A 20,332-nucleotide genomic window follows, 5' to 3' on the forward strand; every position below is an offset into this window, starting at 1 on the left:
ATGCTTAAGAGCGTGGATTTATCATGGTTCAACTACCGAATCGGTCTCGAATCGGGAGCCCGAACGACTAGTTCAGGCTCGAGGGATCGGTCGGCACCGAAATCTCGCCGTCGATGATCGCCTGTCGCGTCTCGTCGACGGTAGACTTCACGTCCTCGGGGATCTCCGAGCCGAGCTGGTCGCCGTAGACGGCCGCGACACCCTCCTGTTCGAGGCCGAGCGTCGTGGTGCTCCCGCCCCCGAACGAGTCGTTGACGACGTTCTCGATGGAGGTGTACACCGCGGTGTCGACTCGCTTGACCATGCTCGCGAGGATCACGTTGGCGTAGCCGGACTTCGTCAGCGACTGGTCCTGGTCGACGCCGATGGCGAACTTGCCGGTGTCCTGCGCCGCCTGGAAGACACCCGTTCCGGCGTTGCCGGCGGCGTGGTAGACGATGTCGACGCCGTCGTTGTACATCGCCGTCGCCGCCTCGTTGCCCGCCTGCGTGTCGTTGAAGTTGCCGACGTAGCTGACCTGTACCTCGACGTCCTCGCTGGCCTCGGCGACGCCCGCGCGGTAACCCGCCTCGAACTTGCCGATGAGGTCGCCCTCGACGCCGCCGACGAAGCCGACCTTCGACTGGTCGGGCGACGTCTCGCCGGCGCCGGCGCTGAACTCCTGTTGCGTGAGGAGGCCGGCCATCTGGCCGACGAGGAACGAGCCCTGCTCCTCCCCGAACACGTAGCTCGCGACGTTCGGTTCCTCGACGACCTCGTCGACGATCATGAAGTTCTGGTCGGGGTACTCCGGCGCGTTCGACGCGAGGGCCTCCTTCTGCAGGAAGCCGATACAGCAGATGAGGTCGTAGTTGCCCGACTGTGCGAACTGCTGTTGGAACGTCTCGAACTCGTTGACCTCGCTCGGCTGGACCTCGTTGTGCGAGACGCCGAACTCGTCGCCTGCCTGCTGGACGCCGGTCTGCGCCTGGTCGTTGAACGACCCGTCGCCGAGGCCACCGGTCGCGTACACCATGCCGACGTTGACGTCGGACGACGCCGAGCCACCGCCACCGGACTCGTTGCCCGACTGGTTCCCCCCCGAACCGCCGTCGCTCTGATTGCCGTCCCCGCCGTCGCCGCTCTCCTCCGGACCGCCCGTACAGCCCGCGAGTCCGGCGATTCCTGCGACTCCTGTCCCCTTGATGAAAGTGCGTCTATCCATATCTATGGACACCTTAGGTGTCACAAGGCGGAGTAGTGGCCATAAACCCGTCGCTCTGGGGTCGGCAGAACGGCGACAAAGACGAACTGTCGGTCGTCGAGGTGAACTGTCGGTCGTCGAGGCGAACCCTCCGACGATCGACGGCTACGACGCGTCGGCGACTGCCTCGTCGACGACCGCTCGGACGTCGGCGACGAGCGCGTCGACGTCGTCGCTCTCGGCGTAGATTCGGACGTAGGGTTCGGTCCCGCTGGGTCGGACGAGCGCCCACGAGGCGTCGGGGAACTCCAGTCGGACGCCGTACTCGGTGTCGACGTCGGCGTCGGGGAACGCGGCCGGCAGCGTCGTCGCCAGCGTCGTCATCGTCGACGCCTTCGCCGCGTCGGGACAGTCGACGCTGACCTTCCGGTACGGCCGTTCGGTGACCGGTTCGCGGAGCGCGTCGAGTCCACCGTCGGCGACGAGGCGGGCGACGATAGCCGCGCTGGCGACGCCGTCGATCCAGCCGCCGAAGGCGGTGTGGATGTGCTTCCACGGTTCGGCCGCGAAGACGACGTCGCCGCCGTCCGCGCGAGCGGCGGCGATCCCCTCGTGGAGCGCACCGAGCCGGACGCGCTCGACGCGCCCGTCGGCGGCCCGGACGCGCTCGTCGATCCGGGCCGAGGCGTTCGGCGTCGTCACGACCACGGGGTCGTCGACCGCGGTCGTGCGGACGTAGTGTTCGGCGAGGATCGCGAGGACGGTGTCTTCGTGGACGACGTCGCCGTCGGCGTCGACGACGACGATGCGGTCGGCGTCGCCGTCGTGACCCAGTCCGAACGCGAAGTCGCCGTCGGCGACGAACTCCCGGAGGTCAGAGAGCGTCTCCGGCGTCGGTTTCGACTCGCGGCCGGGGAAGTGACCGTCGACGTTGGCGTTGAGCGTGACGACTTGTGCACCGAGTTCGCGCAGCACCTGCGGCGTCGCCAACGCGCCCATCCCGTTGCCGCAGTCGACGGCGACACGGAGACCCTCGAGGTCGGCACCACGGCTCTCGGCGAAGTCGGTGACCGCCCGTCGATACTCGACGAGCGGTTCGACGTGCTCGTTCTCGCCCCACTCGTCCCAGGCGACCGGGCCGACACCGGCGTCGACGCGAGATTCGATGCCGCGCTCCGAATCGCGATCGTACTCGACTCCATCCGTGAAGACCTTGATCCCGTTGTCCGTCGGCGGGTTGTGCGAGGCGGTGAGCATGACGCCGCGGCGACCCTGCGAGGCGAACGCGAGTGCGGGCGTCGGCAGCATCCCCGCTCGGTAGACGGTCGCTCCCGCCGATTCGAGGCCTGCCTCCATCGCGGCGGCGAGCGCCGGGCCGGTGACCCGGCCGTCACGGCCGACGACGAACTCGTCTCCGTCCGCAGCCGCAGCCCGCCCGACGGCGAGTGCCAGTTCCGGCGTCACCGTCTCGGTGACGCTCCCCCGGATTCCGGCAGTTCCGAAGAGTTCCATATCTGCTCGTTTCGCTGGCGACACTTAGAGTACCGCGGTTCGGGAACTGTCTTGAGGTTGATGAGTCAGGCCCGTCGTTCAAGTGGAATGCCGTGACCACCACGTCACGTGACGTAGCCAGCCACCGCGAGGCGACCTGCGGACGTACGGCACACTGCCTCGCGCCGCTGTGACTTGATTGTGCCGTCTGTTCGCCCTCTGCCGGAGTCGACAGCGGCCGGATTTTTGACGCCAGGCCGTGTACGCTGTCCCATGTCCGACCGAACGCGAGCGCACGTGTACGTGACCGGGACCGTACAGGGCGTCTTCTACCGTGCCAACACCCGGGAGACCGCCGAAGAACACGGCGTCGACGGCTGGGTTCGGAACCTCGACGACGGCCGCGTCGAAGCCGTGTTCGAGGGACCCGAGACGGCGGTCGAGTCGATGGTCGAGTGGTGTCACACGGGGAGTCCGGCCGCGGACGTCGACGGGGTCGACGTCGAGTACGGCGAACCCGAGGGCGAAGAGGGGTTCCGCATTCGCCGCTGACGCCGAGTACAGCCCCTCGCTCCTCCGTCGACCGCCGACCGATCTTCGAGGCGGACCGCCCGACCGCGCAGAAACCTTCTTTACGACGGTTTGCCTTCGGATAGCTACACCGTCTCGAATCCATGAATATCGTCGCCATCCCGTGGCTGTCACTGACCGCTCTCGGCTTCCTGCTGACGGGCACGACGGGGTATCTGATCGTCCGCGGCCCGTTCCTCGGTGGTCCGACGCTCGGTGCGCGCCTCCTGCTCGTCGCACTCGGCGTCTTCGTCGTCGGCCTCGTCGTCCTCGCACTCGGCGGGTCGAAACTGGCACGCGTCTACACGGGGTTCTGACCGACCGAGTCGTCGGGGTCACTCATCGACCGAGCCACTCCTCTCACCTCTCCCTACAAGACTGTTCGGCGTCGGTGCGCGTCCGACGCCACGGGGCGAATCCCATTACAGGCACCCGCACGAACGGAGAGGCGTGACACTCGACGGATCCGACGCACCCGACTTCACGCTGCAGCGCACGGCAGGCGAGGCGGTCTCGCTCTCGGAGACGCTGGAGCGCGGCCCGACGGTCGTGCTCGTCAACCGCGGCGCGTGGTGTAGCTTCTGCGCCGAGCAGCTTCAGACGTTCAGCGAGGTCTCCTACGACCTCTGGTTCAACGACGGCGTCGACGTGCTCCCGATCGTCACCGACGACGTGGGCGCGCTCACCGAGATGCGCGACCGGTTCGATCTAGATATCCAACTGCTGGCCGACCCCGACGGCGAGGTCGCAGAGCAGTACAGCGGCACCGAGCAGACCAGCCACGGAGTGACCGGTGTCGCCGCGACGTACGTCGTCGACGAGGACGGCGTCGTCCAGTACGAACAGATCGCCGACCACCCGGCCGACCGCACGTACGGCAACTGGGTGCGCTACTTCCTCCGCAACGACTACGAAGACGTCTTCGCGTAGAGCGAAGACGCACCCGAGTTCTCCTTCCTACTCGTAGTCGGCGCCGCCGAGGTAGAGCTGTGACACCTCGGGGTCGTCGAGTAGTTCCCCTGCTTCACCCTCGTAGGCGACGGTTCCCTGATCGAGCACGTAGCCACGGTCGGAGATGGCCAACCCCTCGCGGGCGTTCTGTTCGACCATCAGGATGGACGTGCCGAGTTCGTTGACCGTCTGGACGTTCCGGAACACGTCCTCGACGATCGACGGGGCCAACCCGGCCGACGGTTCGTCGATGAGCAGCACGTCCGGTTCCATCACGAGCGCCCGTGAGAAGGCGAGCACCTGTCGCTGGCCGCCGGAGAGCGTCCGCGCCTTCGCGGCGCGCTTCTCGTCGAGGATCGGAAACCGGTCGTACAGCCGGTCGATAACGTCGTCGAGGCCGGAGTCGCGGGCGACGCCGCCCATCCGGAGGTTCTCGTCGATGGAGAGTGATCCGAACACGTTGTCGACCTGTGGGACGTAGCCGACGCCCATCCGGACCAGATCGGCCGGGTCGACGCCGCCGATCTCCTCGCCGCGGAGCGTGATCGATCCGGTCCACGGTCTGAGCAGGCCGAAGACGGTCTTCAACACCGTCGACTTCCCCGCTCCGTTCGGCCCGACGAGACAGACGATCTCCCCGTCGTCGAGAGAGAGGCTCAGCTCGTCGAGCACCTGCACCTCGCCGTAGCCGCTGTCGACGTCGTCGACCTCGAGGACGTGGTCGTGGTCGCTCACTCCTCACCTCCCGACCCCGACCGACCGCTGTCGGCCCCGCCGAGGTAGGCGTCGATGACGCGATCGTCGGTTCGAACCTCTCGGGGTGTCCCTTCCATCAGAACGCGCCCCTGGTCGAGGACGATTATCGGGTCGGCCAGATCCATGATGAAGGGCATGTCGTGCTCGATGATGAGGAACGTCTGTCCCTCCTCGTTGAGTTCGCGGATGAACCGCTTGATGTCGTTCGCGAGCGTCGGGTTGACGCCCGCGACCGGTTCGTCCAACAGGAGGATATCCGGATCGGTCGTGATGCCGCGGGCGAGTTCGACCAGCTTCAACTGCCCGCCCGAGAGATCGGTCGACGGCTCGTCGACGAGGTGGGCGATTTCGAACCGTTCGAGCAGTTCCTCCGCTCGCTCGAGGTTCGCCCGCTCTTCGGTCGTGACTCTCCCCGGCGAGAGAAACAGCGGGAGGATCGACTCGCCGGTCTGTGGCGTCGCACCGACCATCATCGCCTCGCGGACGGTCATCCCCTCCAGTTTTCGCGGCGTCTGGAACGTCCGGATGAGGCCCTCGCGGGCGACGTCGTGCGGCGGTTTCCCCGTGACGTCGGTGCCGTTGACGTGGACCGACCCCGCCTCGGGCGCGTAGAACCCCGAGACGAGGTTGAACAGCGTCGACTTCCCCGCCCCGTTCGGGCCGACCATCCCGGTGATGCTGCCGCGCTCGACGGCGAAGGAGGCGTCGTCGGTCGCGACGAGGCCGCCGAAGGTCTTTCGCAAACCCTCCGCGCGGAGGACGACGTCTCCCTTGTTCATGTTGGCGCCCTCGTAGACCATCCCGTTCTCGCTCATCGGTCGTCCTCCCTGGCGGCGGGCCAGATGAGTTCGCGTCGCGGCGGCAGGAGCCCCTCCGAGCGGTAGCGCACGACGAGGACGATGAGCAGCCCGACCAACAGCAGTCTGAGGGCGGCGAAGTCGACGTCGACGCCGAGTCCCGCTCCGCCGAGGAACCGCGTTCCCTCGCGAATCAGGATGATCGTGAACGCGCCGAGTACCGCACCGCGGTTGCTCCCGGTACCGCCGAGGATGACGGCGACCCACACGTAGAAGGTGTTGATGGGTTCGAGATCGCTCGGAGCGACGTACCGGAACTGGTAGGCGTAGAAGACGCCCGCCAGCGCCATCAGGACGCTCCCGACGACGAACGCTTGCATCTTGTATCGGTACGTGTTCTTCCCGAGCGCCTCCGCGAGCTCCTCGTCCGAGCGGATCGTCCGCACGAGTCGTCCCCACGGCGAGCGGTGGATGCGCCGCAGGAACGCGTAGACCAGGATGACTGCGAGTCCGACCAACAGCAGGTCGACGAGTCCGCGGTAGGGGAACGCGGGTGCGTCCGGCGCGAACAGTCCGTCGAGGAGCGTCACGAGCCACGGGAACAGCGCGTCGACGCTGATCCCCTGACTCCCAGCCGTCACCTCTCGCTCGTTCAGGATCACGAGGCGGATAACCTCCGCGAGACCGAGACTGGCGATGGCGAGATAGTCCGTCCGGAGGCGGAGCGTCGGGATACCGATGAGCAGCGCCACGACGGCCGACGCGACGACGGCGACGACGAGCGCGACGAGGAACCCCCGCTCGAAACCGAGCGGTGACCCCGGTGCGGTGAAAAGCGCCACCGAGTACATCCCGATCCCCCAGAACGCGGCGACGGAGAAGTTGATGAGCCCCGCATACCCCCACTGGACGTTCAGGCCGAGTGCGAGCAGCGCCCACATCCCCGTGAGCGCGAGCGTCGGGAGGAGGAACGCCAGTTGGACGACGCCGGTGACGACGGCGACGGCGAGGAGTACGACGACGAGCGCGACGCCGCCGAGGATCCGTCTCTCGCCGGTGTCGACCCCGAACGTGTCGTTGTCGGCCATCTCAGGTCACCTCTCCTGCGATGCCCTTCGGACGGACGAGCAGGATGGCGACCATGAGGACGAACGCGACGGCCGAGGAGTACTCGACGCTGACGAACGGGATCGCCGGCGTCAGTTCGTGAGCCATCCCGATGACCAACCCGCCGAGCATCGCGCCGTAGACGCTGCCGATACCGCCGAGGATGACGGCGGCGAAGACGACCAGCAGGACGTCGAACCCCATCCGCGGGCGGACGAGCGTGTCGAGTCCGAGAAACACGCCACCCGCCGCGGCGAGCGCCCCGCCGATGACCCACATCGCGAGGATCACCTCCCCCGTTCGGATACCGGAGACGCGGGCGAGGTCGGCGTTGTCGGCCGTCGCGCGCATCTTCCGTCCGAGCGTCGTGTACTGCAGCAGGGCGTGTAGACCGACGACCAACACGGCGGTCAACCCGAGGATGACGACGTCGCGCGGCGTCACGGCGACGCCGAGGAGGTCCTGTACCCACTCGATTCGCCCCGACCGCTGGATCTCGTACGTGCGCTGTCCGGCACCGAACCCGAGTTGGACGAGCGCGCGGTACCCCAGCGCGACGCCGATGCTCGTGATGAGCAGCTCGATCGACCCGGCGTCGAGCGGGTCGTAGACGAACCGTTCGGTGAGGACGGCGACGAGGGCGGCGAGCGCCATCCCGACGACGATACCCAGATACAGCGAGAGCGGCAGCTCGAAGACGACGACGTCGGCGCCGGGGATCGGTAGCGACGGCAGCGTCACGCCGAACAGCGTCGGCGGCGCACCGCCGAACACCCCTGCGGCGACGAGCGTGCCGAACGCGCCGACCGTCATCAGATCGCCGTGGGCGAAGTTCGCGAAGTCGGCGATGCTGTAGACGAGCGAGAGGCCGATGGCAGCGAGGACGATGATGCTCGAGAACACCAGCCCGTTGACGAGGAGTTGGGCGAGTTCGACCATCTACGCCACCTCCGAGTGCGCCGGGACGGTCGGCAGACGGTCGACCATCTTACCCGGTGATGAAGTCGCCGTACTCGTAGCTGTGGTCGGCGACCCGGTAGATCTGGTAGAATCCCGGCGGGTCACCGTTCTCGTCGAGGTCGACCGGACCGGAGACGCCCTCGTAGTTGACGTCGCTGGCGCTGCCGCCGTCGGCGAGAATCCCTTTCGCCTCCTCGAAGGTGTACACTTTCTCGCCCTCGGGTCGCGTGACGTCGCGAACGACCTCCTGTAACGCCGCGCCGGTGAACTCGTCGGCCGCCTCGGTGGCGATGGCCGCGATGGTGACGGCGTCGTAGGCGTAGGCCGCCCAGACGGTCGGCGAGGCGTCGAACTCCGACTCGAAGGCCGACTGGAACTGCTGGTAGCTCTCCTGGTCGACCGGCGCGCTCTCGGTGATGCCGGTCATCCCGTCCATGCTGCCGGGTTCGGTGTTCTCGATGATGGCGTCGGCGACGGTCGACTCCGCACCGTAGTAGTCGACCTGCTCGTTGTACCCCTGGTCGTACGCCTCGTTGACCATGATGGTGTACTCGTTGGCGTACGTGATGAACACCCACGCGGTCGCGTCCGTCCCGGCCATCTCCGAGAGGATGCCACGGTAGGACGACTGGTCTTGGTCGTGCGGCGTGTTGTAGGCGACCTCGCCCTCGAAGGAGTCGGCGAACACCTCCGACAGCCCCGTCCCGTAGTCGTTGTTGATCCAGGTCACGGCGACGGTGTCGTGCTCCTCTGCGACGAGGCTCGCGAGCGCCTTCCCCTTCGCGGACCCGGACGGACTCGTCCGGAGGAGGTCCGGTTTGTTGGTCAGTTCGGGACTGGTACTGTTCTGTGAGATCTGGACGACGTCCGTCCCGGAGACGACGCTGTCGAAGATGGCGATGGAGACGCCGGAGCCGACCGCCCCGATGAGCAGCGGGACGCCGTCCTGCGTGACGAGCTTGCGCGCCGCGTTGACGCCGGCCTGGTTCGTACTCTCGCTGTCCTCCTCAGTGACCGCGAACTCGCCCTCGTCGGGACCGACGCCGACCTCGTTGATGGCCGCCAGCGCGAGTTGCGTCCCGCGCTGGTTGCGCTCGCCGTACGGCGCGAGCGACCCCGTGAGGGCGTTGACCATCCCGATCGTGTAGCTGCCCTGTCCGCCACCCCCGTCGCCGGAACTCTGCGTCTCACCGTCCCCCGTTCCCCCGTCTCCCGTCCCGTTGCCACCCGTTCCGCCGTCGCCGGAGCCGTCGGACGACTCCAGACAGCCGGCCGTCGTGCCGAGAACGACGAGTCCTCCCGTTCCCGTCGTCTTCAGTAGCTCTCTGCGAGTCACCCCGTCATTGCCATTTGGTATCATGACTGATAGGAGCTACTAACCGAACGCTGTCGATATAGTGCTGCCCGACCATGGTCGGGTTCCGGTCGGCGTTCCCTGGGACGGCGGCGACCCCGTCGCGGTCGCAGTCGTGGGGGCGTCGTTCGACCCATCGAGACCGTCGGCTCCGGGTCGGCGGTGCCCGGTCGTCGCGGGCGTCGAGGCGTTCACCCGTCGGGGTCGAGCAGTTTCGCCTCCGCCTTCCGCAGATGTTCGAGCAGCGTCGTCTTCGCGATCCCACACTCGTCGGCCAGTTCGCGGGTCGAAACCCCGCGGGGCCACCGGTAGTACCCGCGGTCTCGCGCCAGGTCGAACACCTTCCGCTGGGTCGTCGTCAGCGTCCGCCGTCGCCGCTCGCGTTCGGAGTCGCCTCGCTCCGCGGCGGTGATGCGGACGACGTCGACCTCCGCGTCTGCCGCCTCGCGAACGTCGTCCAGACGCGGTTCGACGTCGCGTCTGTCCCCGGCGAAACACACCTCCCAGAACTCTCGGCCACCCTCGATACGGACCGGCGCACCGTGGACGAACCCCTGTTCTCGCAACACCGGACAGATCATGTCGCGGGGGTCGTACTCGAGGAAGAACTCGCGGACGACGCTCCCCGGCGGACTCCCCTCTCTGTGTCCGCCGAACCGCTCTTGCAACTCCCGGACCGTCCCCGCGTGGGGTGACTCGCGGACCGCGTCCAACAGCGCCTCGACCGCTGCGTCGCTGTCGGCGTAGGCGGTGAACAGCCCGTTGACCGACTCGTCGGCCGTCGTCGGAGTGGAGTAGATGGCGTGTGCCAACACGCCGCCGTCGGCCCGAGCGGTCGCTTCGAGCGCCCAGCAGTTCGGATGCCACAGTTCCAGCGTGAGTCTGGTCCCCGCGGCCTGGCCCTGCTCGCTCATCGAGATGTCGTTCGCGGGGCAGCGATATGTATGTGTCTGTGTGACACGTTCACAGGAGCCGCTGGTCGCTCACGACTGTCGCCGAGTCCGTCTGCGACGTCGCCCCGAGTCGCCTCACCGTCTCCCGTGGGCGTCTGCGTCGATGCGTGCACCGCACTCCTCGCATCGATAGCCGACGACGCGCCAGCCACCGCCGGTGGCGTACCGCGACGTCAGCGACTCGCGAGCACCGCACTCGGGACACCGCTCCGGTCGACCCATACGGCTACTGCGTCGGGACGGCGGAAAAAGCTCCCCGGGACAGTGACGGCAGCCTACCCGTCGAACCCGTCCGGGTCGACGACCGACATGATGCCGCCGCGGATGATCTGCACGAGGACGGCCGCCATCGCCGTGTCCGTGCTCCAGATGGCCGTCTCGTCTCGCACGTCGGGGAGGGCGGCGTCGGCCAGCACCGACAGGAGGACGGTGGCGTCGTCACAGAGCAACACCCGTCCCATGAAGTCGGTCGGCGTCTCTCTGACCGGTTCGACGACGACGATCGAGTCGGCGGACGCCGCCTCGAAGTGGGCCCGGACGTCGGGGTTCTCGCTCACGACGACGACGTCGACGCCGGCGGCCGCCCGGTCGCGGAGGACGTCGAGGAGGTCGTCGGGGACCGACGACAGGTCGACGGCCGCGAAGAGAATCCGGTCGGTCGCACCCCTGGCGAGATCGACGGTCCGGTCGTCGACCGACTCCCGGCCGCGGACGGTCCATACGTCGTCGCGCGTCTCCTCGCCGCGCTTCTCGCGTTGGACGGTCTCGAGGTAGTCGAACGCCTGCTTGCGTTCGCGTTCGAGTCGTTCCTCGAGTCGGTTGCGGGCCGCCTCCAGGCTCACGGGACGGTAGCGCTTCGGCGTCGACTGCTGGATCTCGACGAGCCCGCGCTCCTCGAGTTCGTCTGCGGCCCCGTACACCTGCGACCGCGGGATGTCGGCGACGCGGTGGACCTCTCGGGCGGTTCCCGTTCCGAGTTTCTGCAGGGCGACGAACATCCGCGCCTCGTAGTTCGAGAGGCCGAGTCGCTCGAGCGACTCGACGGCGTCGTGTTCGCTGTCGGTCATTCGCTCCCTCCGTCGGTGGCGACCGTCCGCCCGGTCGTCGGGTCGTCGGACGGCGACTCGTTCGGGTAGCCCATCGGGACGCTCGGGTCGTCGTTGACGAAGCGGTCCCAGACGACGAGCGCCGAGGGGAGGACGAACAGCGACGCCACGAAGGAGTAGACGATACTCAGCGCCGTCAACACGCCGAACTGACCGAGCACGCTCAGCAGCGAGAGCACGAGCACGCCGATGCCGAACGTCGTCGTCAGCATGCTGCCGGCGAGCGCACCGCCCGTCCCGCGGACGGTCCGATCGAGCGCGGTGAACAGATCGTGTTCGCGGCGCTCGTCGACGAAGCGGTGGACGACGTGGACCGAGTAGTCGATACCGAGCCCGATGGTGAGCGAGAGGATGGTCGCGGTGAAGGCGTTGAACGAGATGCCCAACAGCCGCATCGTCCCCGCGACGAACGCGACGGCGACGGCGATGGGCAACGTGTTGACCACGCCGAGCGACGGCAGCCCCTCCAGAATCCAGTAGATGACGACGAGGAACACCACCGTCGCGCCGAGCGCGAGCGCGAGGCTGGTGACCGCCGACTGGAAGATGAGGTCAGAGACGGCCTTGAACACGACGGTGTTGCCGGTGGCGACGGCGTCGTTGTCGTCGCCGCGGAACCGGTCTGCGACCATCCGGCCGTCCTCGGTCACCTCGGACTGCGAGGCGTCCGCGGACACCGAGTAGACGACGCGCGTGCTCCGGCGGTCCTCGGCCAGGTAGTTCAGCGCCTGATCGCGGGCCGGCGAGTCCAGCAGGCGGTCGTACACCTTCCCGAGATTGTCGTCGGGGACGCCGTTGCCGTTGCGGTCGTTCCGCTGGACGAGGCGGCGGAACTCGGGGTCGCGTTCGGCCTGCGACTGGACGACGGTGACGATGCTCTCGGAGTCCGCACGGCGGTCCTCGCTGACGAACGACCCCGGCGGGTCCTCGCCCGCCCGATAGATCTCCTCGAGGGCGGTGTCGCGTTCCATCCGCGTCTCGTAGTACACCGTCACCGACCCCCCTTGAGTGGTCTGGAACTTCTCTTCGAGGAAGTTCAGCGTCGCGACGACCGAGTAGTCGCCCGGTGCGAACGGTTCGGGGAGCTGCTGCAGGTAGCCCGGCACCTCCTCGGGTGGGAGGAAGTCCTCCTGTGTGAACGTGGTGTCGACGTCGCTGGCGTACCAGCCGGCACCGGCGCTGGCGACGAGCGCGAGCAGGAGGAACAGCACGGGCGTGTACTTCGCGACGACGACGCCGCCGCGGAGCACCTCGCCGAGGCGCGACCCCTCCGCGCCGAGCGGCGACTGGCTGAACACCGGTAGCGGATACGTCTCGGCCTTGCGGTCGAGCCACACCTTCGCCGCGGGGAGGAACACCCCGAAGATGAGGAAGGTAAAGACGATCCCGACCGCCGCGACGATGCCGAAGTCCCGAATCGGGGGGAGGTCGCTCGCGAGGTTCGAGAGGAAGCCAATGACCGTCGTCCCCGTCACGATGAAGAACGCGACCAGCAGTTGGTCGGTCGCCTCGGTCATCGCCTCGTCGATGCCGAGCCCGTCCTGTCGGTCCTCGCGGTAGCGGTTGACGGCGTGGATGCCGAAGTCGATCCCCACTGCCAGCAGCAACGGTGGGACTGCGATCATCATCTGACTGAACGGGATGCCCGCCAGTCCGAGGAAGCCGAAGGTCCAGACGACCGCCATCAGGAGCGCGAACGACCCGAGCAGCAGGTCGAGCAGGTCGCGGTAGGCGACGACGAGGAAGAAGATGATGAACAGCACGGCCGCGGGCGTGACGATGAGCAGCGAGTCGGTGATGACGTTGCCGAACTCGGCGGCGGTGATGCCGCTGCCGAAGACGGTGATGTCGCCGCCGACGGTGTCGACGACGCGCTCCGACTGGAGCTGGATGTCGGTGAGCGGGCTCGACCCGCTCTGTCCCGCGCCGCCGCTCCCGCCCGCACCGGGGACCTCGTGGGTGACGACGCCGATGGTGGCCGACGCCGAGGCGGACCTGCGGTTGAAGTCGTTGCTCAGTGTCCCCGTGAAGCCGGGGTTGTCGGCGTTCTGCCGGACGGCCGAGCGGATCTGCGTCGGCGTCGCCCGCTCGACGGCGTCGATCTGCCCTTTGAGCGTCGTCGCTTCGGGGTCGAGCGTCTGCGCGACGACCCTCGCGGCGCTGGAGGTGCTGCTCACGCGGAGGTCCTCCTTCTCCTGGAGTCGTTCCTGCGCGCGGAGCATGTACAGCAGTTGGTCCTTCGCGAGGACGTTGTCGCCGCGCTGGATGAGCTGTGTACTCCCGGTGTCGGCAGCGAACGACGAGCCGAACTCGTCGTTGATCGCCTCCAACGCGTCGTTCGCCGGGATGTCAGAGGCGAACTGCTCCGTGCCGGCCTCCGTCGAGACGTTACCGAGACCGACCGCGAACACGCTCGTCAAGAGCAGGAAGACGACGATGACCCTCTCGGGGCGCTCGACGATGCGTTCGTCGGTCCAGTCGATGAGTCGCTGGTAGTCCATCTACGAGTTCCGACTGTAGAGGTAGCCGACGGCACCGAGCAGGCCGAAGACGACGACGCCGACGACGATGGGCAGCGGGATGCCGCCGTCGTCTTCGGGCTCTGTCACCGTCACCGGCACCTGATACGTCTCGGAGATGAACGTGTCGCCGTCGGGCGTGTCGTAGCGGAAGTCGAGCTTGACGGGGTATGTCTTGGCGATAGCGTCGCTGCCGACGCTCGTCCCGAAGACGATCGTTTCGCTCTCGCCGGGCTCGAGCTGTTCGACGAACGCCTCGTCGTCGCTGGCGGAGATGGGCGAGTCGACGAACAGTTTCGCGGAGATGTCCGACAGCGTCTCCGCGCGGTTGTTCGTCACGGTCATCGTCATCTCGCCGTCGTCGCCGGCGGCGAACGTCGTGTTGACGCCCTCGACGGAGAACTCCTTCTGTTTCCCGTCGACGGCGGCCTGCACGTCGAGCGGGTCGCTCGTGCGGGACTCGCCGTCGTTGTTGCGGTACTCGACGGTCAGCGTGAACTGTCGGGGGCCGGCCGTCGCGGATTCGGAGATCTCCGTGTCGAAACTGAAGTTCGCCCGCTCGCCCGCCTCGACGGTGCCGAGGGCGTACTCCGTCTCGATCGGGTTGACGTTGGGGTTCTCCGTCTCGAAGCGGAGGACGGCGTTGCGGACGGCCGTCTCGCCCTCGTTGACGATCTCGCCGCTGAGCACGCCCTCCTGTCCGACGCGGAGCGTGCTCTCGGTGTTCTCGACGGCGAACGACTGTTCGTCGCGCGGGGTCACCCCGAAGGAGAGCGCCTTCGAGGACTGCGCCGCGCCGTCGCCGTCCTCGTAGTTCACCGTCGCCGAGAGCGCGTAGTTCCGCGGGGACGCTCCGGGGACGACGGTCGCGTCGTAGGTGAGCGTCCGGGTCTCGCCGGGCTCCCACGAGCCGACGTAGTTCGACGCCGTGTTCGACTCCGAGAAGGTGAGGTCGGCGTTCTCGGAGGTCACCGCCACGTTGGCGTCGCTGGCCGTCTCGCTGCCCGTGTTCGTGATGCTGACCGAGACGGGGCCGCTGTCGCCGACGGCGAGGTCGCCGCTGGCCTCCTCGATCTCGAAGCGCGCGCTGTCGACGACGTTGAGGTTCACGTTGACCGTCCGGCGTTCGGTCTCCTGGTCGTAGTCGCCGCTCTGGGGGTCGTACGACTCGGTGTAGGCGTAGGTGATCCGGACCGGGATCTTGTAGTTGCCGGGGTCGGCGTCCTCGTCGACGTGGATGGAGAACGTCGCCGGCACCGACTGACCGTCGGGGATGCTCCCGATGGCCTGCTTGTTCGTCTTGACCGTGATGGGCGGGTCCTGGTTGCCGAAACTCCCCTCTTCGCGGAGTTCGGCGGTGACCGCCTTCGCCGTCGTCACCTGACTGTTGAGCGACGGGTTCGAACTCTGGCTGATGTCGCCTTCGTTCTGGAGGTTGACGGTGAACTCAACCTCCTCTCCGGCGACGACGCGGTTGTTCGGTGCAGTGACGCTCAGATTCGGTTCTCCCTCGACGACGGCGAGTGCCGACGTCGGGACCAGTACCAGACCGACGATAAGGATGGTGAGTAGCTGTGTCTTCTTCATGTTCGCTCCGCCCGCGACCGAGAAGTCTCGGTCCCGAACTGATTGATGGCCACCGAGTCGTCTCGTGGCCGTTACTCGCCTCCTTGTCACCCCTCGCATATAACGTGTTGTAAATTTCTACAAACAGGTCTGGTGTTGGCCTCGAACATCGCGATCGTTCGTGTCGGTCTCCGGTTTTGACCACTCCGAAGGGGAGACGCAGCCGTCGTCGAGCTCTTCGATGGCGTCGGAACCGGCGTCGCCGTCGTCGGGACTAGTGTCGGCACTCTAGCCGAGCCGGACGGAGCGCCCTCGCTCCAAAACAATCGTAGCAACCGGCGCGGACGGACGCTGGTGTCCGCCTCACGTCGGCCGAGAAGTTCTCTGGTGGGCGCGGCCGCGGGGCGGTCGTGGCTCACACGTGACAGGCTGGCTCGCAGGGCGGGTCGCGCCACCGACATCTACTGGACAGAGTAATAAAAGTGTTCGTACTAATGAATATTAACACACTATATCGGCAGCTAGTGTGACGAACGTCGCAGTTTACTCAGATAATATGTCTATTCGGCCACTACTGCTCCGCGTCGATGGCAGTTCTCTGTGACGGACCGCGCCCGACCCACTGACGTCGACGTCACCTGGTGACGGTCGTGTCCGATAACGGGTATATCCGTGGGCGTCCTAGCGGGCAGTATCGGACACCGAACCGCCGCCATCGACACGCCGCTACGATCACGACTTCAACGCTCTCTATGACCGACGTACCTCCCACCACCGGCCTGCATCACGTGACGAACATCTGCACCGACATGGACGAGACCCGGGCGTTCTACGAGGACGTCCTCGGCTGGCACACCGTCAAGCGAACCCAGAACTACGACGACCCGGGGACGAAACACTACTACTTCTCGCCGACGCCGGCGGGCGAACCGGGGACGACCGTCACCTACTTCGAGTATCCCGACTCCCGTGGCCGACCCGGTCCCGGCGCGAGCCACCACTTCGCGTTCGGCGTCGAGGACGAGGAGGCGCTCCGGGAGTGGCGCGACCACCTGCTGGCCCACGACGTCCGCGTCTCGGCCGTCAAAGACCGCACCTACTTCAAGAGTATCTACTTCACCGACCCCGATGGACTCGTCTTCGAGTTCGCGACGGCGGGGCCGGGGTTCGGCGTCGACGAGGCCGAACCGGGGACGACGGAGATCGATCCGTTCGCAGACGAGGAGACGAACGCGGGCGACGGGGGAGACGCGTAGATGGAGGGGAGCCCCGACGAGTTCGGCGCGTACCGACTGCTCGCCGGCGGCGTCGTCCCGCGCCCCATCGCGTGGGTGTCGAGTCGGAGCGCCGAGGGCGTCGACAACCTCGCGCCGTACAGTTTCTTCAACGTCGTCGCCTACGATCCCCCGGTCGTGATGTTCGCGCCCGTCGGCACGGGCGACGAGCTGAAGGACACGCCGCGGAACGTCCTCGACAGCGAGGCGTTCGTCGTCAACGTCGTCACCGAGGACCTCGTCGAGGCGATGAACGCGACGAGTGCGACGCTCCCCGAGGGCCAAAGCGAGTTCGACCACGCCGGCATCGAGGCGGCGGAGGCGACGACCGTCGACGCCCCACGCGTCGCCGACGCGAAGGTGGCCTTCGAGTGCGAACTCTCCGACGCCGTCGAGGTCGGCAGATCGACGATGGTGCTCGGCGAGGTGGTGTACGCCCACGTCGCCGACGAGGTGACGGTGGACGGCAAACTCGACGTGACGAAACTCGACGCCGTCGGCCGCCTCTCGGGCAGTTACTACGCGACGACCCGCGACCGGTTCTCGTTGGAGCGACCGGACTGACTGGAGCGACCGGACCGACTACTCTCGTCGCGTCGCCAACCGCTCGATGTGCCGCAGTGCGCGCTCACAGACGACGGCGTACCCCGCCGCGAGGAGCGGCACCTCGAACACGGCACGACACCGATGCTCGCCGACCGGGTCGACCCGGTGACCCGTGGCCGGAACCCTCGCGACTCGCCACGTCCAGCGGTAGTTCTCGTCGTCACAACGGTCGATCTCGAACGGGATCCACACACCCGCGACGCGGACGCGACCCGTCGTCCCGGTCCGAATGCGGCCGGCCGCGCAGTCGACGGCCCCGACGCTGGGTCCCCATTCGGGCCACTGGGAGGGGTCGGTGAGGAGCCCCCAGACGACGTCGGCGGGTGCGTCGACGGTGCGGGCGACCTCCAGACGGCGACCGTCGGGCGTTCGGCGGAGGGAGACGTCGGTTCTGCTCACGGTCGGTCGTCGGACGGGCGGCGTGTAACTCTGTCCTTAAGGGAATATATGTGGTAATAACCCTCTATATTTCCTTCGAGAAAGAGTTAATATGTCGTCCGTGCTAACGAGTTGCACGATGACGGAAGAGAACACCACAGAGACGATGAAAGACGTCAGCCACACACCGCCGGCCGGCGTCTCGGTGACGAACGTCTGGCAACGAGGCCGAACACCCGAAGCGACCGACGCAGCGGCTCCCGCAGACGACTGATCAGACGCGGCGACGCCTCGGGCACGTCGCCGTCCCTTCGAACGTCTCCCGCTTCTCGTGCCGTTCACCGAAACCCCGGAGTCGTCGGTGCGATCGAAGCGACGACGCAGGCATCCGAAGCGAGCGACCCCCCGATTCACGCGGCGACGACGTCGACGACGGTCTCCGCGTCGACGACGAGGTTGTACGCCTCCTCGTCGTCGTTCCACAGACAGAGCACGTTCTGGAAGCCGAGCACCGCGCCGTACGGGGCGTACGCCAACTCCTCGTTCAGCACGGACTGTCGGGTGAGCACGGCGTAGTGTTCGACCTGCTCGCTGCCGTCGCCGACCTTGAACACCCGATTGCCGTCGTCGGAGAGGTCGTGGCTCAGCTTCACGGCAAGGAGATCGATGCGTTCGGTGACGTGTCTCTCCATGTCGGCCATCCGGGCGTGTCGCGTTCCGTCGGCGCGAATCTCGAACCGGCGCTGCCCGTCCTTGCGGAGAATCGAGTGGGAGAACTGCACGTCGACGTTGACGAACGTCCCGGAGTCGTCCTCGGCGTCGCGGTCTTCGGCTTCGTCGAGGCGACGCTGAAAGCCCGGGACTTCGAGGTCGTCGCGGACGTCGAACGACCAGCCGCGGTCCGACGGTTCGTCGCCGTCCCAGAGACGCAGCGTCGGCGCGTAGACGGTGACGCCGGACCCGGGACCGGCGACGGCGCGTTCGACCTCGCGGAGTCCGGTCGACGTATTCAGGTCGGCCGGTTCGACGGCGACGAGCGACCCGTCGTCGGCGACGACGTCGAGGTACTTTTCGACCACTGTTTCGGGGTCTTCCAGTTCCGAGAGCACGTTGCCGAAGAGTAACAGGTCGAACTCGCCGAACGCGTTCGGATCGAACGCCTCCGCCGTCTCCCGGTGGACGGTGGTGTGGAAGTTCTCTCCCGTCTCCTCCAGCAGCCGTTCGAGCACGTCGGCGTTCGCGCTCGGTTCGAGCGCGTGGTAGTCGACGAGCGCGTCGTCGCCGACGTAGTCGTGCAGGCCGAGCGCCGGCCCGCCCGTTCCCGCACCGACGTCGAGCACGCGGAGGGTCCGGGGGAGCAGCCCCTTCTTCGCGAGGTCCTCGAGGACGTAGCCGACGACGGCGTAGTTGTCCGGCAGGTGGTAGACGGCGTAGCCGAGTGCGGCCACCTCGTCGTACTCGACGGGGTTCTGATAGAAGTAGTCGGTCTTCAGCCGGCGGATCGACTCGCGGAGCGCGTCGCCCGACTCGCCCATGTGCCAGTTCGCGCCGTACTCGCGGACGAGTAGGTCCTCGAGAGCGAACCCGTACTCGTCGGGGAACGCCTCCGGTGCCCAGCGCTGGACGGCGACCGGGTCGTCGTCGACCGGGACGAACGTGCCGTCCTCCTGTTCGAGCAGGCCGAGGTCGAACGCCTCCTCGCGCAGCGTCTGTTTGACGACGGCGGGGTGAGGGTTGCCCTCGACGTACTCGGCGATCTCCTCGGGGTCGATGGGGCGGACCTGCCGGAGATACTTCGCGTTGTCGCGGACGGCCTCGCGGTCGATCATCGGCGACCCTCCCCGTCGCTCGCGTCGGTTCCGCCGCGTGTCGCCGGCAACTCGTCCGTCAGGGACTCGTCGGTCCGCGGCTCGAACCGCGTCGCGACCTCCCGGTACAGCGCCGCGAACTCCTCGTCGTCGGCCGCCGCGAGTTCGGCGGCGGCGGCGGCGACGTCGTCGGCTCCTCCGAACACCGACTGGATCTCGGCGTACACCCGCGGCGACCCGTCGGTGACCGTCTCGACGAGCTCGCGGAGCCCCGCCGAGACGGGCGTGGCGAACTCCTCGCGGACGTCGCCGGCGGCGAGCGCGTAGGCCAACACGGCCGTGTGTGCACCCGCCTGGACCGTCTCCATCGCCTCGTCGTGTTCCTCGACGGTCGTCTCGAAGACGTGGTTGTCGGCGGCGGCCATCTCCTCGCGGACGGCGTCGGTCACCGGCCCGGGGTCGTCGGCGACGACGGCGACGTTGCCGGGGGCGTTCCGCGGGGCGAAGAGCGGGTGGAAACTGACGCGCTCGCAGTCGGGCGCGTGCTCCCGCATCGCGGCGACCGGCGCGGCCATCGCGCCGGTGACGTCGAACACCGCTCGCTCGGCCAGCGGTGCGTAGCTCTCGACAGTGTCGATGACGGCTGACATGGGGACCGCGAGGCAGACGGCGTCGAAACGCTCCTCGGTGTCGACCGGGACGACGCGTCCCGCGACTGCCTCGGCCGCCGTCTCCGCCGTGTCGGCGTCGCGGTCCAGAAAGGCGACGTCGGCGTCGACGGTGTCGGCGACCCAGCGGCCCATCGCACCCGCACCGACGATGAGCAGGTTCATTGCGCGAGGATAGCCCGTCACGTTTCAAAAGGGGTTCGGTGCGGCCGCTCCTCATACAACTCTTCACGCGTGGTCACGCGTGCACGAACGGTGAAGTGACCCCCCGTCGAACGCGTGGGC

At 67.4% G+C, this 20,332-nt stretch carries 21 protein-coding genes; 6 read left to right on the forward strand and 15 right to left on the reverse strand.

All coding sequences use genetic code 11. The annotated features are described in order from the left end of the window. Positions 1-67 precede the first annotated feature (67 nt). Positions 68-1,204: a BMP family ABC transporter substrate-binding protein gene (locus EOHIBHHM_RS18135; RefSeq protein ID WP_497253083.1), complete on the reverse strand. Its 1,137-nt coding sequence runs from the start codon at positions 1,202-1,204 to the stop codon at positions 68-70. A 144-nt stretch (positions 1,205-1,348) separates the two neighbouring features. Then, a complete protein-coding gene (locus EOHIBHHM_RS18140; RefSeq protein WP_497253085.1) occupies positions 1,349-2,695 on the reverse strand; it encodes a phosphohexomutase domain-containing protein in 1,347 nt (448 codons plus the stop codon). Between the two features lie 252 nt (positions 2,696-2,947). On the opposite strand from EOHIBHHM_RS18140, the gene EOHIBHHM_RS18145 reads away from it, so the two are divergent. The 3 genes from EOHIBHHM_RS18145 to EOHIBHHM_RS18155 all read left to right on the forward strand — a co-directional run bounded on the left by EOHIBHHM_RS18145 (position 2,948) and on the right by EOHIBHHM_RS18155 (position 4,174). Further along, the gene (locus EOHIBHHM_RS18145; RefSeq protein WP_497253087.1) at positions 2,948-3,226 is read left to right on the forward strand and encodes an acylphosphatase; all 279 of its coding nucleotides are present in this window, start codon (positions 2,948-2,950) and stop codon (positions 3,224-3,226) included. A gap of 122 nt (positions 3,227-3,348) precedes the next feature. Then, the gene (locus EOHIBHHM_RS18150; RefSeq protein ID WP_497253089.1) at positions 3,349-3,561 is read left to right on the forward strand and encodes a DUF8132 family protein; all 213 of its coding nucleotides are present in this window, start codon (positions 3,349-3,351) and stop codon (positions 3,559-3,561) included. A 133-nt stretch (positions 3,562-3,694) separates the two neighbouring features. Then, the gene (locus tag EOHIBHHM_RS18155; RefSeq protein WP_497253090.1) at positions 3,695-4,174 is read left to right on the forward strand and encodes a peroxiredoxin family protein; all 480 of its coding nucleotides are present in this window, start codon (positions 3,695-3,697) and stop codon (positions 4,172-4,174) included. A gap of 27 nt (positions 4,175-4,201) precedes the next feature. Here EOHIBHHM_RS18155 and EOHIBHHM_RS18160 read toward each other — a convergent pair whose 3' ends face one another. From EOHIBHHM_RS18160 to EOHIBHHM_RS18205, 10 genes are all read right to left on the reverse strand, one after another. Beyond that, entirely contained in the window at positions 4,202-4,930 is a 729-nt protein-coding gene (locus EOHIBHHM_RS18160; protein WP_497253092.1) for an ABC transporter ATP-binding protein, read from the reverse strand. Further along, positions 4,927-5,766, reverse strand: coding sequence for an ABC transporter ATP-binding protein (locus EOHIBHHM_RS18165; protein ID WP_497253094.1), 840 nt, complete (start codon positions 5,764-5,766; stop codon positions 4,927-4,929). The genes EOHIBHHM_RS18160 and EOHIBHHM_RS18165 overlap by 4 nt, the downstream gene beginning before the upstream one ends. Beyond that, positions 5,763-6,836 (reverse strand): branched-chain amino acid ABC transporter permease, encoded by a 1,074-nt coding sequence (locus tag EOHIBHHM_RS18170; protein WP_497253096.1) that lies wholly within the window; start codon positions 6,834-6,836, stop codon positions 5,763-5,765. The genes EOHIBHHM_RS18165 and EOHIBHHM_RS18170 overlap by 4 nt, the downstream gene beginning before the upstream one ends. A gap of 1 nt (position 6,837) precedes the next feature. Continuing rightward, positions 6,838-7,794 (reverse strand): branched-chain amino acid ABC transporter permease, encoded by a 957-nt coding sequence (locus tag EOHIBHHM_RS18175; protein ID WP_497253098.1) that lies wholly within the window; start codon positions 7,792-7,794, stop codon positions 6,838-6,840. A 49-nt stretch (positions 7,795-7,843) separates the two neighbouring features. Next, complete coding sequence (locus tag EOHIBHHM_RS18180) at positions 7,844-9,151, reverse strand: ABC transporter substrate-binding protein (RefSeq protein WP_497253100.1); 1,308 nt, start codon at positions 9,149-9,151, stop codon at positions 7,844-7,846. Between the two features lie 209 nt (positions 9,152-9,360). Further along, complete coding sequence (locus tag EOHIBHHM_RS18185; RefSeq protein ID WP_497253102.1) at positions 9,361-10,083, reverse strand: helix-turn-helix domain-containing protein; 723 nt, start codon at positions 10,081-10,083, stop codon at positions 9,361-9,363. 114 nt (positions 10,084-10,197) lie between these two features. After that, positions 10,198-10,344: a hypothetical protein gene (locus EOHIBHHM_RS18190; RefSeq protein ID WP_497253104.1), complete on the reverse strand. Its 147-nt coding sequence runs from the start codon at positions 10,342-10,344 to the stop codon at positions 10,198-10,200. 53 nt (positions 10,345-10,397) lie between these two features. Beyond that, a complete protein-coding gene (locus tag EOHIBHHM_RS18195) occupies positions 10,398-11,189 on the reverse strand; it encodes a TrmB family transcriptional regulator (RefSeq protein WP_497253106.1) in 792 nt (263 codons plus the stop codon). Further along, positions 11,186-13,729 carry an efflux RND transporter permease subunit gene (locus tag EOHIBHHM_RS18200; RefSeq protein ID WP_497253108.1) on the reverse strand — a complete coding sequence of 848 codons (2,544 nt, stop codon included), beginning with the start codon at positions 13,727-13,729 and terminating at the stop codon, positions 11,186-11,188. Before EOHIBHHM_RS18200 ends, EOHIBHHM_RS18195 begins: the two co-directional genes overlap by 4 nt. Beyond that, positions 13,730-15,334 (reverse strand): COG1361 S-layer family protein, encoded by a 1,605-nt coding sequence (locus EOHIBHHM_RS18205; protein WP_497253110.1) that lies wholly within the window; start codon positions 15,332-15,334, stop codon positions 13,730-13,732. A 731-nt stretch (positions 15,335-16,065) separates the two neighbouring features. Between EOHIBHHM_RS18205 and EOHIBHHM_RS18210 the strand changes: the two genes are divergently transcribed. After that, on the forward strand, positions 16,066-16,569 hold the full coding sequence (locus EOHIBHHM_RS18210) for a VOC family protein (protein WP_497253112.1): 504 nt from the start codon (positions 16,066-16,068) through the stop codon (positions 16,567-16,569). Continuing rightward, the gene (locus EOHIBHHM_RS18215; protein WP_497253114.1) at positions 16,570-17,151 is read left to right on the forward strand and encodes a flavin reductase family protein; all 582 of its coding nucleotides are present in this window, start codon (positions 16,570-16,572) and stop codon (positions 17,149-17,151) included. It begins immediately after the preceding gene. A gap of 18 nt (positions 17,152-17,169) precedes the next feature. Here EOHIBHHM_RS18215 and EOHIBHHM_RS18220 read toward each other — a convergent pair whose 3' ends face one another. Then, the gene (locus EOHIBHHM_RS18220; RefSeq protein ID WP_497253116.1) at positions 17,170-17,592 is read right to left on the reverse strand and encodes an SRPBCC family protein; all 423 of its coding nucleotides are present in this window, start codon (positions 17,590-17,592) and stop codon (positions 17,170-17,172) included. A 118-nt stretch (positions 17,593-17,710) separates the two neighbouring features. Between EOHIBHHM_RS18220 and EOHIBHHM_RS18225 the strand changes: the two genes are divergently transcribed. Continuing rightward, positions 17,711-17,845: a DUF7989 family protein gene (locus tag EOHIBHHM_RS18225; protein ID WP_497253118.1), complete on the forward strand. Its 135-nt coding sequence runs from the start codon at positions 17,711-17,713 to the stop codon at positions 17,843-17,845. A gap of 136 nt (positions 17,846-17,981) precedes the next feature. Here EOHIBHHM_RS18225 and EOHIBHHM_RS18230 read toward each other — a convergent pair whose 3' ends face one another. Continuing rightward, positions 17,982-19,400: a small ribosomal subunit Rsm22 family protein gene (locus tag EOHIBHHM_RS18230; RefSeq protein WP_497253120.1), complete on the reverse strand. Its 1,419-nt coding sequence runs from the start codon at positions 19,398-19,400 to the stop codon at positions 17,982-17,984. Then, positions 19,397-20,212: a prephenate dehydrogenase/arogenate dehydrogenase family protein gene (locus EOHIBHHM_RS18235; RefSeq protein ID WP_497253122.1), complete on the reverse strand. Its 816-nt coding sequence runs from the start codon at positions 20,210-20,212 to the stop codon at positions 19,397-19,399. The genes EOHIBHHM_RS18230 and EOHIBHHM_RS18235 overlap by 4 nt, the downstream gene beginning before the upstream one ends. Between the last annotated feature and the right edge of the window lie 120 nt (positions 20,213-20,332).

The sequence above is a fragment of the Halogranum roseipondis genome (assembly GCF_059695585.1).